At 33.6% G+C, this 15,218-nt stretch carries 16 protein-coding genes; 5 read left to right on the top strand and 11 right to left on the bottom strand.

The window, feature by feature from the left end:
* Positions 1 to 72: 72 nt before the first annotated feature.
* The 5 genes from B0A80_RS01740 (at position 73) to B0A80_RS01720 (ending at position 4,267) form a co-directional block, all read left to right on the top strand.
* Positions 73 to 450 carry a hypothetical protein gene (locus tag B0A80_RS01740; RefSeq protein ID WP_017498441.1) on the top strand — a complete coding sequence of 126 codons (378 nt, stop codon included), beginning with the start codon at positions 73 to 75 and terminating at the stop codon, positions 448 to 450.
* 144 nt (positions 451 to 594) lie between these two features.
* Entirely contained in the window at positions 595 to 1,095 is a 501-nt protein-coding gene (locus B0A80_RS01735; protein ID WP_089076214.1) for a hypothetical protein, read from the top strand.
* Position 1,096: 1 nt separating this feature from the next.
* Positions 1,097 to 1,888, top strand: coding sequence for a sensor histidine kinase (locus B0A80_RS01730; RefSeq protein WP_089076213.1), 792 nt, complete (start codon positions 1,097 to 1,099; stop codon positions 1,886 to 1,888).
* 114 nt (positions 1,889 to 2,002) lie between these two features.
* A complete protein-coding gene (locus B0A80_RS01725; protein ID WP_017498438.1) occupies positions 2,003 to 2,668 on the top strand; it encodes a response regulator transcription factor in 666 nt (221 codons plus the stop codon).
* Positions 2,669 to 3,007: 339 nt separating this feature from the next.
* Positions 3,008 to 4,267 carry an asparagine synthetase B gene (locus B0A80_RS01720; RefSeq protein ID WP_089076212.1) on the top strand — a complete coding sequence of 420 codons (1,260 nt, stop codon included), beginning with the start codon at positions 3,008 to 3,010 and terminating at the stop codon, positions 4,265 to 4,267.
* Between the two features lies 1 nt (position 4,268).
* Here B0A80_RS01720 and B0A80_RS01715 read toward each other — a convergent pair whose 3' ends face one another.
* From B0A80_RS01715 to thrS, 11 genes are all read right to left on the bottom strand, one after another.
* Positions 4,269 to 5,072 carry an endonuclease/exonuclease/phosphatase family protein gene (locus tag B0A80_RS01715; protein WP_089076211.1) on the bottom strand — a complete coding sequence of 268 codons (804 nt, stop codon included), beginning with the start codon at positions 5,070 to 5,072 and terminating at the stop codon, positions 4,269 to 4,271.
* Between the two features lie 132 nt (positions 5,073 to 5,204).
* A complete protein-coding gene (locus tag B0A80_RS01710; protein ID WP_017498435.1) occupies positions 5,205 to 5,459 on the bottom strand; it encodes a hypothetical protein in 255 nt (84 codons plus the stop codon).
* 80 nt (positions 5,460 to 5,539) lie between these two features.
* Positions 5,540 to 6,208, bottom strand: coding sequence for a response regulator (locus B0A80_RS01705; protein ID WP_070907567.1), 669 nt, complete (start codon positions 6,206 to 6,208; stop codon positions 5,540 to 5,542).
* 10 nt (positions 6,209 to 6,218) lie between these two features.
* Positions 6,219 to 7,997, bottom strand: a complete 1,779-nt coding sequence (locus B0A80_RS01700; RefSeq protein ID WP_089076210.1) for a tetratricopeptide repeat-containing sensor histidine kinase — start codon at positions 7,995 to 7,997, stop codon at positions 6,219 to 6,221.
* A 2-nt stretch (positions 7,998 to 7,999) separates the two neighbouring features.
* Complete coding sequence (locus tag B0A80_RS01695) at positions 8,000 to 9,472, bottom strand: tetratricopeptide repeat-containing sensor histidine kinase (protein ID WP_233430687.1); 1,473 nt, start codon at positions 9,470 to 9,472, stop codon at positions 8,000 to 8,002.
* A gap of 417 nt (positions 9,473 to 9,889) precedes the next feature.
* Positions 9,890 to 10,324, bottom strand: a complete 435-nt coding sequence (locus B0A80_RS01690) for a carboxymuconolactone decarboxylase family protein (protein ID WP_017498431.1) — start codon at positions 10,322 to 10,324, stop codon at positions 9,890 to 9,892.
* A 218-nt stretch (positions 10,325 to 10,542) separates the two neighbouring features.
* Complete coding sequence (locus tag B0A80_RS01685; protein ID WP_089076208.1) at positions 10,543 to 11,115, bottom strand: Crp/Fnr family transcriptional regulator; 573 nt, start codon at positions 11,113 to 11,115, stop codon at positions 10,543 to 10,545.
* Between the two features lie 134 nt (positions 11,116 to 11,249).
* Positions 11,250 to 11,594: a 50S ribosomal protein L20 gene (gene rplT / locus B0A80_RS01680; RefSeq protein ID WP_017498429.1), complete on the bottom strand. Its 345-nt coding sequence runs from the start codon at positions 11,592 to 11,594 to the stop codon at positions 11,250 to 11,252.
* 100 nt (positions 11,595 to 11,694) lie between these two features.
* Entirely contained in the window at positions 11,695 to 11,892 is a 198-nt protein-coding gene (rpmI, locus tag B0A80_RS01675) for a 50S ribosomal protein L35 (RefSeq protein ID WP_007810722.1), read from the bottom strand.
* Positions 11,893 to 12,025: 133 nt separating this feature from the next.
* On the bottom strand, positions 12,026 to 12,577 hold the full coding sequence (gene infC, locus B0A80_RS01670; protein WP_072974136.1) for a translation initiation factor IF-3: 552 nt from the start codon (positions 12,575 to 12,577) through the stop codon (positions 12,026 to 12,028).
* 22 nt (positions 12,578 to 12,599) lie between these two features.
* Positions 12,600 to 14,546, bottom strand: a complete 1,947-nt coding sequence (thrS, locus tag B0A80_RS01665; RefSeq protein WP_017498427.1) for a threonine--tRNA ligase — start codon at positions 14,544 to 14,546, stop codon at positions 12,600 to 12,602.
* Between the last annotated feature and the right edge of the window lie 672 nt (positions 14,547 to 15,218).

Here is a 15,218-nt window from a genome sequence, read left to right as displayed (position 1 = left end):
TCTGTAGTTTAGCTAAACAATTGCGTGAAGCGATTAATGAATTAAATTTTAACCCAAAAACAAATTTAAATTATGTCAGAAGAAAAAAAATTAGGATCAGTTGAAGTCAGTTTGGCTGTTGGTCAGGAATGGGCTCGGAAATTTCGAAAGTCTCAGGAAGGTAAAGGAAAAGTAGATGCTTATTTAATTCCGTTAGAAAGTATCAAGCTGGTGTTAGATCAGGATATTGATGCTGTGCGTGCTTACGTAGGGATTAATAATGCCGGAGAGCAAAACTTAATGCTTGTGGGGACAAAACTGGACCCAAAAACAGGTGTTTATGTAGATGTTTTCAAAAAACAGCTAGCCGCAGCCGGAGCAAGAACTGCCGGAGATGGTGAAGATGTACTTTACGATGCTTCTCGTCCTTGTCCTCCATACACCGACCCGGATAGTCCAATGAATCAATAATTGATGGATAATTTTCTAATATATTCTGGTTATTTGGTACTCTTACTTAACCTGATTTTATATACATATAGCTTTTTCCTACGGGAAAAAGCTAATGTTTTTTTTACAGTTTATGTCGTGTTTTTATGTGTTATTCAATTCACGATGGAGCTGTTATACCGTTTTCAGATTGAAAATTTATTTTTTGTAAACACCTATTTTATTGGTCAAATGGTTTTGTTAGGACTGTTTTACAAATCAATTTTAGGGTTAAAAAGACAAAAAGCATTTGTAAACTGGAGTCTGACTTTAATGTTGTTCGTTTTGGCCGTCCAGTGTTTGATTAATTCAGAACAATTTTTTAAATTTAATTTGTTTGCCATTACGGCGACTTCTTTACTAAGCGTTGTATATGCTTTATTGCATTTTTATAATATGCTGACCGATGACAGGAAGTACTATTATTTTACAGTGGGATTGTCTTCTTATTTGTTAGTCAGTACGGTCCTTTTTTTAGTGGGTAATCTTACCCTCGGATTAAGCGATGATTTAAAATATTTTACATGGAGACTAAATGCTTTTTTCGTACTGTTGTATTATCTATTTATCTTGTACGAATGGAAAGTAAGTTTTAATCCAAAAAATAAAATTAATAATCAGATATGATATGAGTGGAAGCCCGGTTTACGAAAAAGAGATAGTTGCCATCATCTTGTACACGTCATGTTTTTTTATGGTTGTGGCATTTTTCTTAGTAGCCTTCTTTTATTTTTCGAGAAAGAAAATTATTCAGAAGGAAGTAGAGAAAAGAGATTTGGAAATTCAGTATCGAAAGGAACAATTGCATGCAGTTATTGTTACGCAGGAAGAAGAGCGAAAAAGAATTGCTCAGGATTTGCATGATGACATCAGTTCTAAGCTCAATATAGTTTCATTAAATTCACATTTACTATCCTCCCCAAATTTAACGCAGGGCGAGACAAATGAAATTACGGATACAATTATAAGTCTAACAGCTAAAGCATTAGAGAATTCCAGGAAAATTGCCCATAATTTATTACCCCCGGTTTTTGAAAAGTTTGGTCTGAATGCCGGAGTTCGGGAACTTTGTGACGAATTTGAAAGTTCTAAGGCAGTAAAAGTGCATTATCATAATGGAATTGATTTTGACTCGAATCATAATGACCGACATTTGCATATTTTTCGAATCCTGCAGGAATTAATGAACAATTCTTTGCGCCATGGAAAAGCGACCGAAATTTGGATTGATTTTAAAGTAGAAAATGAGATTCAGACTTGTTATTATAAAGATAATGGAATTGGTTTTGATAGCGAAAATGCCGAAAATCAGAAAGGATTGGGTATGAAAAATATGGATAGCCGTATTTCGTTTTTGAAAGGAACAATCGAAATTCATTCGGAAATTGGTAATGGTATTAGCGTAGTTTTTACTTTTTAGGTTAAAAAAGGACAATAAAATAGGTTTTTACCTAATATATTATGGTTGTAGTACTCTTTTCTGATTCATATTTTGTAATTTCGGTGTACCAAAAGACCAAAAACAAAAAATCAAATGAGTGCCGCTATTAAAATTGCTTTAGTAGATGACGAAGTTTTGTTCCGTAAAGGAATTTCTTTTTTATTGCAAAGAGAAGATAATATCGATATTATTTTTGAAGCATCAAACGGAGAAGAACTTCTGTTAAATTTAGACAACAGCGTGATCAAACCTGATATTATTATCATGGATTTGAAAATGCCCATTTTAAATGGTGTCGAGGCTACAAAAATTATCCGGAAATCATTTCCCGAAATTAAAATTATTGCGCTAACCAGCTATGATACAAAATCATTTATTGCCAATATGATTCAGGTGGGAGCTGTGGCTTATTTGATAAAAAATACTACTCCAAAAGATTTAATTCATACCATCAATCAAGTAGCAAAAAAAGGGTTTTACTATAATGAAAGTGTGCTGCAAACCATTCAGGAAACTATTATCTCCAGTAAAACTTCAAAAGGAAATCTGGAAACCGGTTTTCTTTCACAACGGGAAATAGAAATACTTCAGCTTATTTGCCAGCAAAAAACAACTTCAGAAATTGCAGATCATCTTTACTTAAGTCCCAGAACCGTAGAAGGGCACCGTAACAACTTATTGCTTAAAACAGAATCCAAGAATATAGCCGGTTTAGTAGTATATGCGATTCAGAATGAAATCGCTGTTTTAACGCTGTAAATCTAAGCTTGCTAAATATTGAATGGAGAGTACGTAGTATAAAATTATAATAAGTACGAGTATAACTATTCCTATTTTTTGTATCATACTTAATCCCTTAGGTTCTTGGTTGCTATCATTAAGCTTCATGCCTTTGTCTTTTTCATTGATTAAATTTACGCCCGGGGGACAGCAAATGTAAGAATAATGTGCTGTTGCAAAATAGGTGTTTCTACGTGATTTTAGCCGTGTATTTAATTATTTTCAGGTATTTTTTTAACATTTATCTACCTATAAAAGCGAAAGAACAGTGGTGTTTTTTGAAGGTTCCTTTATATCTTTACTAAAATAATTTTTCTAATGAAGAAGTGCTTAGTTTATATTTTCATATTGCTACTTTCATTCACGGCAAAAGCCTCGTTTATCTTACTTCCGATGGACGAAACCACACAGCAGAATCATCTTAAAGCATACGGAATTACCTATTGGTGTTTAAGTAGAGACTATAAAGCAAGCTGGTTGTTGAATTATCGTGGGGGCTCATTTTTACTCCCGGATGCCGATGAAATTCGTAAAGAATGTAAAATTAGAGGAGTAAGTTTTGAAGTTCTTTCAGATGCTGAGGAGGCTTCGATACTAAATGATATTTCAAGCCCCTCCCAAAATATGGAATCTGTTATTTTAGAAAAAGCACCTAAAATTGCTGTTTATACCCCAAAAGGGAAACAACCTTGGGACGACGCCGTAACTTTAGTTTTAACGTATGCCGAAATTCCTTTTACACCAATTTACGATGAAGAGGTTTTAAGTGATCAGTTGCTTCTTTATGATTGGCTGCATTTACACCATGAAGATTTTACCGGACAATATGGTAAATTTTACTCTGCGTATAAAAATACACCCTGGTACATTGAACAAAAAAAAGATGCCGAGGCTCTGGCTGCAAAATTAGGATATCCTAAAGTGTCTCAGGAAAAAGGAGCAGTTGCAAAAAAGATTAGAGATTTTGTAATTGGTGGTGGATTTATGTTTGCCATGTGTTCTGCAACAGATAGTTTTGATATTGCACTTTCGGCTGATGGAGTTGATATTTGTGAAGCCATGTTTGATGGAGATGCCAGTGAATCCAATTATCAGTCAAAATTGAATTACGGAAATTCATTTGCCTTTAAAGATTTTACTTTGGAACGAAGACCGGAGGTATATGAATTCTCGGATATTGATATGACTGGAAAACGCAGAATTCCTATGGAGAAAGATTATTTTACTTTAATGGAGTTTTCAGCAAAATGGGATCCGATTCCTAGTATGTTGTGCCAGAATCATACACAATTGGTAAAAGGCTTTATGGGACAGACGACTGCATTTGATACCAATTTGGTAAAATCAAATGTACTGATAATGGGTACTTGTGAATTGAATGGAGAATCAAGATACATTCATGGCGAGAAAGGAAAAGGGATGTTTACTTTTTTTGGAGGACATGATCCTGAAGATTTTCAGCATCAGGTTGGAGATCCGCCTACCGTTTTAGATTTACACCCAAACTCTCCGGGTTACCGTCTCATTTTAAATAATGTTTTGTTTCCTGCAGCAAGAAAGAAAAAGCTGAAAACATAATCTAGTTCAGTGAAAATTCAATCCAGATTGGAATATGATCGGATATTTTTCGGGCCTCCTGAAGCGAGTTAAAGTTTTTATAGAACGAAACAATACCGGAGTTTATATAGTTTACGGACTTTTTATGATAAAAAATATTATCAAATTCTGATGCCAGACAAACGGTTTCTTTGCATTGTTGTTTTAAAGTAGTCTTTTGATTCTGTAAAGTAGAATTGTATCCCATTTTTTTTAATGGAGTAAATACAGAGTGAGATTGTGGACAGTTGAAATCACCAACAAACACCAAATTTAAATTGGAATATTGCTCAGGCAGAAATTTAAAATATTTAATTTCCTTCTCAGGTTGCTTCGTCTTAGTGATAGCATGAAAATTGACTAAAGTAATGCTCTTTTTATTGATTTCAAAAGTACCCAGATAAGGCTCACGATCAATTTCTGAATGGTATTTTTTTTCCAGCCAGGCATTTCCTTTCAGTTTTACTTTACTGGTTTTCCAAAGATAAGCGTATCGTTCGGTTTTATAACTGTTTCCGCTTGTTGGATTGCTTATCGTATAATCCCATTTTGATCCCTTATTGTTTAAAATTGCAGCAAGTTTTGCAACAGCCTGCGAACCGCCATATCCGGCAACAACTTCCTGAATTGCGATAATATCATAAGCAAGAACAGTATTTGCAATGAAATTCAGTTCTGATTCGGATTTTGATTTTCCTAAGTTCTCAATATTCCAGGATAGAATTTTAGTTTGTGAGTATGTGAGAATAGAAAAAAGGAAGAAAGTAAGACTTAATAAGTATTTCATGCTGTATTTAAAAATTCAAATATAGGCATTTCAAAATTCGATTACTGTTTAGTCGAATTCTGTTTTTAGTTTCAATGAGAATCTGTCTTAAAAAAGATTCTCATTGAAATTTTAGCATCAATAAATTTAAGATTAATGCTTTTTATACCTGTTTTTTAGAGCAGTACCAATTATAATGATTTGCAAAACAAGCAGAGCCGGAATAAAAATAATTTTCCAATCTACTTCCAGCCATCCTGTTTTTTCAGAAACGAAAGCAAAACTTAAGGATAGAAAAAGACAAAGTAACATTGTTTTCATTATGATCTTGTTTTTAGTTGTATTAATCTTCGAAACAAAAATCTGTAGAAAATTTCTTTTAGAGCTATTTTTGTATTTGATTTTCATTAGTTGACTAATAGATTACAGACAAAAATAGATTTATTAAAAAACATTTCCTTACGGGAAACCGTAAAACCGGTTAAAAATTAAATCAGGCCAAAATCTTTTGCAATAGCAATTAAATGCACATTGTTGTTTGCCTTAAAGTAAATCTTTAGTTTATTAATGCGTTTTTCGATACTACTGGTTCCGTTTGGAGTGATCGAAGTCGCTTTAAATTCGTTTGATATGTTATCTAAAATATAGCCTTGCGACAGAAGTTTTAAGATTGAAATATCGTACGATTCAATTTCAAACAATGATTTTTCGTTGAAATTAAAAGACAAATCAGAAGAAAGTATTTTCTCTTCATTTCTAAAAGTTCCTTCAATTGCTTTTTTTAATTCGACGATACTATTACGTCCTTTAGAAACATAAGCACTAATACCTAAATCATAAAAAAGAGTTTTTATACGATAAGATTTATCTTCTATAGAAAATACTATCTTTTTTATTTTAGGCTGAACTTCATTAACCGCTTCGATTAACTCTTCGCCACCATTTAAAATAGTTTTGCGATGGTCTTTTTTGAAAGATAAATCAGTGATTAATAAATCATATGGCTCATTATCCATAATAGCTTTTTTTACTTTATTTAATCCGTCGTCGCAATATTTGACATGGTCAATTACAGGAACGTTGAGTTCTTGAAGTGCTTGAATTACGGCAATGCTGATACTGTCTAAATCTTCGGCAACTAAAACTTTTTTGAACATATTACTTTGTTTATTTGGGGAAATTGAAACTTAATTTAAAACCTGTTTTAGAATTGGAGTCAAAAATAATATTTCCATTTATGGTTTTAATACGGTTTTCCACATTTTGTAGTCCATTTTTTAAAATTATTGATCTATTATAGGCTCCAACCCCGTTGTCACTGTAAATTATAACTATTTTTTTTTCAAAATTTTTAAAAGTAAGACTAACTAATGTTGCCTGACTGTGCTTTTTCATGTTCACAAATAGCTCCTGAAGGATTCTGTAAAGTATAATTTTTTTACTTTTTTCAAGTTCGTTCCAGGAAATTGCATCAAAACCATTGAGAATAATATTTAAATCGGCAGTTTTAAATCCTGAAATCATTTCTTTTAACGAGGTGGAGTAGCTTTCATTTGTAGGTACTGAGCCATTTTCTTTTGAAATGTTTCGGGTTTTGGTGTAAATCGCATGTAAATTATTTAAAAGCCTTTCTTTATTCTCACGTTTTTCCAAATCAACAGTTTCAGCAAACGTTAAGCTGTGATACACATCATTGGTAAGTTCATCTTTCAATTTTTGTGATATTCGTATTTCACTCTCAAAAACAGCATCGTCTTTTTGTTTTGTTCCTTTTGATTTGAGATAGAAGTAAACAAAAGCAATAAGACTTAGAATAAGTACAATGATCATATACAAATAGATGTTGCGTCTTTTTTGCCTTGCCAGTTCTAGCTCATTTTCTGCTTTTTGTGCTTTAAGTAGTAGGTTCTCTGTTTTGTCTATTCGGGATATATATTTAATATTGGTGAATTGATTCTTTGTTTTACACCTTGCATGAGTAATGCTGTCAATAAGTTTAATGTAGGATAAGGAGTATTTTTTTAGATCCGATCCCTCGCTGGTTTTAATTAATAGTGATAGCGAACTAATTCTGTCCGTCAGGATCTTTATTTTTGTGGCTACTTTATGTGATTTTAGAGCGTATTCCTTTGCTAACTTAGGATTGGTTTGCATGTAAAAAAGGCAAAGATGTCTGTAAATTCCAACCAATGAGTATTCGTATTCTGACGAGAGTGAGAGCCGGATCTTTAAGGCTTCATTTACATATTTGAGTGCTTTATCAGGATCTCCCAATCTAAAATAGCACAGACCTAAATTATCAATTGCCCGGGCATAATTATCTTTATCAATATCTTCATAATTTGAAGTTCTTTTTTGTGTCGATAGGATAAATAAAATTTGTTCTGCTTCCTTATATCGATGTTGATCCATATAAACAGTAGCCAGATTGTTTAAAGCCATGTATCTTCTCCAGGTACTTGATTTTAGATGTATCGCTTTTTTTAGATAAAGAATGGCATCACTATAGTTATAGGTATTAGAGTAGTTAATTCCTAGTTGATTGTAAAGGATTGATGCATGTCTTGGATTTTTAATATACTTTAAGTAAGGTAAAGCTTCGGTTGCATGTGCTTCACTGGTAATATAATCCCCCTGATCGTATTTGATTTGAGACATCGAGTACAAAGTGTAAACATAATCAATAGTATTGATTTTAGGATTACAAAGAAGCTTGGCCTTATTGTAGTAATAGTAAGAACTGTCCAATTTATAAGCATCATATAAAGAGTCGGCCAGATCTGAAAATTTTAGAATTTCTGCTGAATTATTCTTTTGACCAGAATCTGATGGTGTGTTGAACTCGTCGGATTGCAATAACGTTATACCGGCTATTGCTATTGATAGCAGTAGTATCAAACGCTGTAAAAAAACTCTTCTATGAAGAAAGTAAAGTGGTTTTTTCATTTTTAAACTGGAAAATTAATAAAAACTTTAAAACCTTTTTCGGGAGTAGAATCAATAAAGATTTCTCCTTTTATTGACAGAATTTTATTTTCTATATTATAAAGGCCATTTTGAAATTTTATGGCAGCAAGGTCGATTCCTATTCCATTGTCAGTATAGGTTATCATTACATTTTGATCTGTTTTTTTAAAGGTGATCGTAACAAGAGTTGCGGCGCTATGTTTTTTCATATTTACAAGCAACTCCTGTACTGTTCTGTAAACAGTCATCTTTTTATTCTTTTCAATTTCGTTCCAATCTATAGTTTCTAAGTCATTTACAAAAATATGAATGACGGGAGTATTAAATCCTTCAATCATTTCCTCTAAATTAAGAATGAAATCTTCTGAAGTTATAATTTGATTGTTCTCTTTCGATATATTTCGGGTTCGGGAGTATATGGCTTCCAGGTTGTTTAATAATTGTATTTTATTCTCCTTTATAGAAAGATTTTTGCTTTCAGTAAAAGCCATCGTGTGATAAATGTCGTTGGCTAATTCATCATGAAGTTTTTTTGCGATCCGGGTTTCACTTTTATAAGTAGCTTCTATTTTCTCTTTATTTCCTTTTGAAGTCAGGTAGAAATAAAGTACAGTGACTAAACTTAAACTAAGGGTAATTATGATATAGGAGAAAATGTTTCTGTTTCGTTGCTTTTCTATTTGTATTTCATTTTCGACTTTGTATGTTTTTAGTCTTAAATTTTCATTCTTCTCTTTTGTCGAGTCGTATTTAATTTTGGCATATTGATTTTTAGCTTTTTGTTTAACTTCAAAAATGCTGTCGATTAGATTTACATAAACAATAGAATATTTTTTTAATTCACGATCAGAACTATTCTTGATAATTAGTTTTAAAGAAGACAGACGCTCGTCGATAGTGTGGGCAAGAGTAAATTTCTCATAGCTTAAATGCATGTATTTTTTGGCTAATAACAGATTGCTTTCTTCGTAAAATTTAGCAAAATGCAGATAGCTTTTTCCCAAACCGAAAGAATCGTTTTGTTTTTTCCTTATTTCAAGACTTTTTTGAAAATAATACAGAGCTTTATCTGAATGGTATATTTTAAAGTAGCAGAATCCAATATTGTCCAGTGCTTTCCCTTGAAACTCATCATTATTAAGAACTTCTTTCTTTGTTGTCAAAGACAGGAAGATCTGGAGAGCCTCATTGTATTTTCCTTCTTCCATTAAGATAACAGCCATGTTATTTTTTGCGGCCAGTTTTCTCCATTCTTCAGTTTGCAGCTGTAGTGCCTTTTGATTGTAGCGTATAGCATTTTTGTAATCGTAGGTATTCAGATAATTGATACTTAAAATGACATAGGTGTTCCATATCTGAGATTGCTTTTTTGTATACTTCAGATAAGGCAGTATTTCTTTAATGGTATTTTCGCTACCTGCATAATCAGCTTGATCTTGCTGTATTTCTGCCATGCGGTTCAGAGAAGTAATGTAGTTTTCCGAATCTGTTACCGGATTGCAGATCGATCGTAGTTTGTTGTAATAAAAAAAAGCGCTGTCAAATTCTTTTTGGCTGTAAAAGCGATCTGCAGTTAGTATCGCTTGTTCAATTTCGGGTTTTGTATTTTTTGGCTTGGGAGTATTTGAGGTTTTTTTCTGACAGAATTGCAAGGATAAAATAGTGAATATAATAAATAGGAAAACGCGCATTCTGTAAGGTATCATGCGCCAAAAGTAAAGAATTAAAGTTCTTAAAAAAGCGTATAAATACCTGTTTTTCCATAAATTTTGATTTTATTTTTCATACTTGATTTTCAGTTAAATACAAAAAAAGCTTTCAGGTATGAAAGCTTTTTTTGTATTGTCGGGTATTATTTATTTCTGAAACAATTATGAAACTCTTAATCCTGTTGTGATTGCAATTCTATTCCAGGAGTTAATGGTAATAATAGTCAGGATAATTTCGGCAAGGTATTGATCATTGAACAGGCTTGCAGCATTTTGATAGGTTTCATCAGAAACGTGATGGCTAATTAATGTTACTTCTTCCGTCAGAGCTAAAATTGCTTTTTCCTCCTCAGTATAAATATCAGTATCTCGCCAGGCGCTAAGTAAATAAATATACTGTTCTGATATACCCTGTTTTCTGGCATCGGTGGTATGCATATTAATGCAATGCGCACAGCCGTTTATTTGAGAAGCGCGAATTTTAATTAATTCTTTGTGTACAGGTGTAAGTGAAGTAGTAGAAATGTATTTTTCTAAATTAAGTAATGCTTGGTACGCTTGAGGAGCAACTGTTGGAATAACGATTCTTGGTTTCATTTGAAGTGTTTTTAAAAGTTTGATACAAAGATCATATATATCATTTTTGAAAAACTTGAACTACTTCAAGAAAACTATCGAGTTGCTGAGATTCTGAAAGACTAAGGTTCTGAGTTTGCTAACGATATGTAAAAGAACAGGATTTTTTTTTTTTTTTGATACTCTAAAACCAAAAGAAGCTCAGTGGTTTAGTATCCGAGAACCTTAGTTTTTTAGAATTAAACTTTTCCAGCCCTGATTTTACTCATAAATTCAGCCGAAAAATCAAGATAGGAGGCAAGCATATATTGAGGAACGCGCTGAACAAACTCAGGATTGAGGTTATTGAAATGATGATACCTTTCCTCTGCAGACATGGTGAATAGAAACTTAATTCGCATTTGTGCAGCTCCAAATGACTTCTGGGAAACAATGCGAAAGTAGCGCTCCAATTTCGGAACTTGAATTAGTACAGACTCCAGTACAGATTGTTCTAAAGCAATAACCTCAGAATTCTCTACAGCCTGAATATAAAAATGAGAAGGAACATGGTTGTGGTAACTTAAGTAATCTGTAATCCACCAGCTTTCAATTTCAAATTGAAGAGTTTGTTCCGTCCCTTTCGAATTAATTATGTATTGACGCATGCATCCTTTAACGATAAAATAAAGAGTGTTGCATACTTGACCTTCCCGAAGTACGTGATCTTTCTTTTTAATATTTGATAAACTTAAAACAGATTCTAGGAGATCAATCTCAGAAGCTTCGAGAGTTACAAATTTTTCGATGTGTGCAAAAAGAGCAGTGTACATTGGTATAAGTTTTATACAAATGTAGTTTTAAAAATTAGAATTTAGCAAACGGGTATAAAGCAAAAAACCATCCCGTTTAGACGAGATGGTTTTTCTATGATAAGTAAGTAATCTAAATTGAGTTTATAAAACGTTTATTTTACTTTATTAAGTATTGCTTTGAAAGCTTCAGGGTGGTTCATCGCTAAATCTGCAAGAACTTTACGGTTCAATTCGATTCCGTTAGCTTTTACTTTCCCCATGAATTGAGAATAAGACATTCCTTCTAATCTAGCTCCAGCGTTGATACGTTGAATCCATAAAGCACGGAAATTTCTTTTATTCTGTTTTCTGTCACGGTAAGCGTAGCTCATCGCTTTCTCTACCGCATTCTTAGCAACTGTCCAAACGTTTTTACGTCTACCAAAGAAACCTTTGGCTTGCTTCATTATTTTTTTTCTTCTTGCTCTTTTAGCAACTGAATTTACCGATCTTGGCATAATTTTAATGTGTTTTTGTAGCAGGCGTCCTGAATTGAATCAAAGGAACTTAAAAGCCATACTCCAAGGTTATATAAATAATTTTAAACCTAAAGAATTATTAGATAATTCTTAATTGTTGTTTGATGCTTTTCATATCTGTAGAGTGAACTAGCGCTGAGTGTGTCAAAGCTAATTTACGTTTTTTAGATTTTTTAGTCAAGATGTGACTTTTAAAAGCATGCTTTCTTTTAATCTTTCCAGAACCAGTAACTTTGAAACGTTTCTTGGCGCTAGATTTTGTTTTCATTTTAGGCATTTTTCCTAGTGTTTTAATTTATTCTTACTTACTTATATCTTCAAAAGCTTTAGGCTTTAGGCTTTAAGCTTTAAGCAAATAGTTTATTTAAACTCCTGCTTAAAGCTTATTGCTTATTGCTTAAAGCAAATAATTATTTTTTCTTCTTCGGAGCAATGAACATAATCATTCTCTTTCCTTCTAAAACTGGCATTGCCTCAACTTTACCGTGCTCCTCAAGGTCTGTTGCCAAACGTAAAAGTAAAATCTGACCTTGATCTTTATAGATGATAGAACGTCCTTTAAAGAATACAAATGCTTTTAGTTTAGCACCTTCTTTCAGGAACTTCTCCGCATTTTTTCTTTTAAATTCGTAATCATGCTCATCCGTTTGAGGACCGAATCGAATTTCTTTTACGACAACTTGCGTAGACTTAGCTTTTAACACCTTATCACGTTTCTTTTGTTCGTAAACGAATTTCTTGTAATCCATGATTTTACAAACCGGTGGCTCAGCGTTTGGCGAGATCTCAACTAAATCAAGTTCAAATTGATCTGCTAATCGTAAAGCTTCAGCAAGCTTAAATACACCAGGTTCGATGTTTTCGCCTACTAATCTTACTTCTTGTACGCCACGAATATTATTGTTTATTCTGTGGGCATCCTTTTTTTCTACTCGAGGTTGGTAACCTCTGTTGCTTCTTATTGCTATGACTTTATAATTTAAGTTAAACTGTAAAAACTTTTAATGTCTTTTTTATTTCTTCGTTTACAATAGCGACAAATTCATCGATTGTAACTGTAATATTACCTTTTCCTTCTTGCCCGTGACGACGGATAGAAACCGTTCCGTTTTTCTCCTCTTCCTCACCAACAATCAGCATAAATGGAGTTTTTTGCATCTCAGCATCTCTAATTTTCTTACCGATAGTTTCGTTTCGGTTGTCAATTAGGGCGCGAATTTCGTGATTTTCTAGCAAATCTAAAACTTTTTTAGCATATATTTCGTATTTCTCGCTCAAAGACAAGATTATAGCCTGCTCTGGCATTAACCAAAGTGGGAAATTTCCTGCGGTATGTTCCAGTAAAATTGCGATAAAACGTTCCATTGATCCAAAAGGAGCTCTGTGAATCATAACCGGACGGTGTAATTCGTTATCGGCACCTTTATAAGTCAATTCAAAACGTTCCGGAAGGTTGTAATCTACCTGAATAGTTCCTAATTGCCACTGTCTGCCCAAAGCATCTTTAACCATGAAGTCAAGTTTCGGTCCATAAAAAGCAGCCTCACCATATTCTACAACCGTATTCAGTCCTTTGTCGGCTGCAGCATTGATAATAGCGTTCTCGGCTTTTTCCCAGTTCTCATCAGAACCAATGTATTTCTCTCTGTTTTCCTGATCTCTCAATGAAATCTGGGCTGTAAAGTTTTCAAAACCTAAGGAACCAAATACATAAAGTACTAAATCGATTACCTTTTTGAATTCTTCGTCCAACTGTTCCGGAGTACAGAAGATATGTGCGTCATCCTGAGTAAATCCTCTTACACGAGTTAGTCCGTGTAGCTCACCAGATTGTTCGTATCTGTAAACTGTACCAAATTCTGCGTAACGTTTTGGTAAATCTTTGTAGGACCAAGGTCTTACATTGTAGATTTCACAGTGGTGAGGGCAGTTCATTGGTTTTAATAAGAATTCTTCACCTTCGGCAGGAGTGTGTATAGGCTGAAAACTGTCAGCTCCATATTTCGCATAGTGACCAGAAGTAACATAAAGCTCTTTTTGTCCAATATGTGGAGTAACAACTTGTTCGTATCCTGCTTTCTTTTGAGCTCTCTTTAAAAATTGCTCTAAACGATCTCTAAGTGCCGCACCCTTAGGTAACCATAAAGGTAAACCTTGTCCAACTTTCTGAGAAAAAGCAAACAATTCAAGTTCTTTACCAAGTTTACGGTGATCACGACGTTTAGCTTCTTCAAGAAGTTCAAGATATTCAGTCAAATCTTTTTGCTTAGGGAAAGAAGTTCCGTAAACTCGAGTTAATTGCTTGTTTTTTTCGTCACCTCTCCAGTAAGCCCCGGCTACACTCATAACTTTCATGGCTTTGATAATTCCTGTATTCGGAATATGTCCACCACGGCATAGGTCAGTAAAAGTAGCATGGTCGCAAAATGTAATAGTACCGTCTTCAAGATTTGAAATCAGTTCCGTTTTGTAAACGTTATCTTTGTACATTTCTAAAGCGTCAGCTTTGCTAACCGGACGCATTTTGAATTCATGTTTCCCTCTTGAGATTTCAAGAACACGATCTTCGATTTTTTTGAAATCAGCGTCAGTAATTTTTTGATCTTCAAAATCAACATCGTAATAAAAGCCATTTGCAATTGCAGGTCCTAGAGTTAGTTTAATTCCAGGGTACAATTCTTCAAGGGCTTGTGCCATTACGTGTGAAGTGGAATGCCAAAAAGCCTTTTTTCCTTCCGCATCATTCCAGGTATATAAAGTAAGACTACCGTCGGTCGTCAATTGGGTTTCGGTTTCAATTGTTGTACCATTGAAAGATGCAGAAATCACGTTTCTTGCAAATCCTTCACTAATGCTTTTCGCAACCTCCATCGGAGTTACGCCTGAAGCGAACTCTCTAATTGACCCGTCGGGTAAAGTAATCTTAATCATTGTTTATAATTTTGTGAATGCAAATATAGCGCATTACGTAAATACATACAATATATAAATTCATGTTTATACTATAATATAATAGGTGTTGATTGGATAGGCTGGTTTTCTTTGTTTTTGTATACTATAATATAGGGTGTTGTTGCGGGTTAAGTTGGAAAGAATATGATTGGAGTTGTTTTGGAGTCTGCTATGTTTGTTTCAAGATGGGTTTTAGTAGTTGCTTGGTAGCGGGAGATGTCAAAAAACGGAGGAGTGAGGTTGTGTATGGGTGAAATTTGATAATATAATGATAGGATATGTAAGGAAAGGTGTGAAAAGATCATGTTGTGGAGGGGGTAAAATGCGACAAATGGACGTTGTTTAAGAAAAATCGTATAAATTTAAAAAGAATGATAGTTTGTAAAATGGCTGTTATCAGAGTGTTAGGTGGAAGTTTCGAAAAAGATTAAAAATAAGTTTAGAAAAAGCTTGTAAAAGCGGATAAAGTGACTACTTTTGCACCCGCAACAGCGATAAACGTTCACCGAAATACTGACAAGCGAAGGAATTAAAACGGAAAGAAATTTTCAAAAAAAAACTTCAAAAAGCTTGCGAGTAAAGAAAGAAAGTTTTAAGTTTGCACCCCGCAAAACAAGGGAAGTTCATTGAGAGATTGGTAAGGAGGGAGGT

The sequence above is a fragment of the Flavobacterium tructae genome (genome assembly GCF_002217475.1).
GTDB lineage: Bacteria > Bacteroidota > Bacteroidia > Flavobacteriales > Flavobacteriaceae > Flavobacterium > Flavobacterium tructae.
The sequence above is the reverse complement of the archived record's forward strand: the minus strand, read 5'-3'. Positions and strand labels throughout refer to the sequence as shown.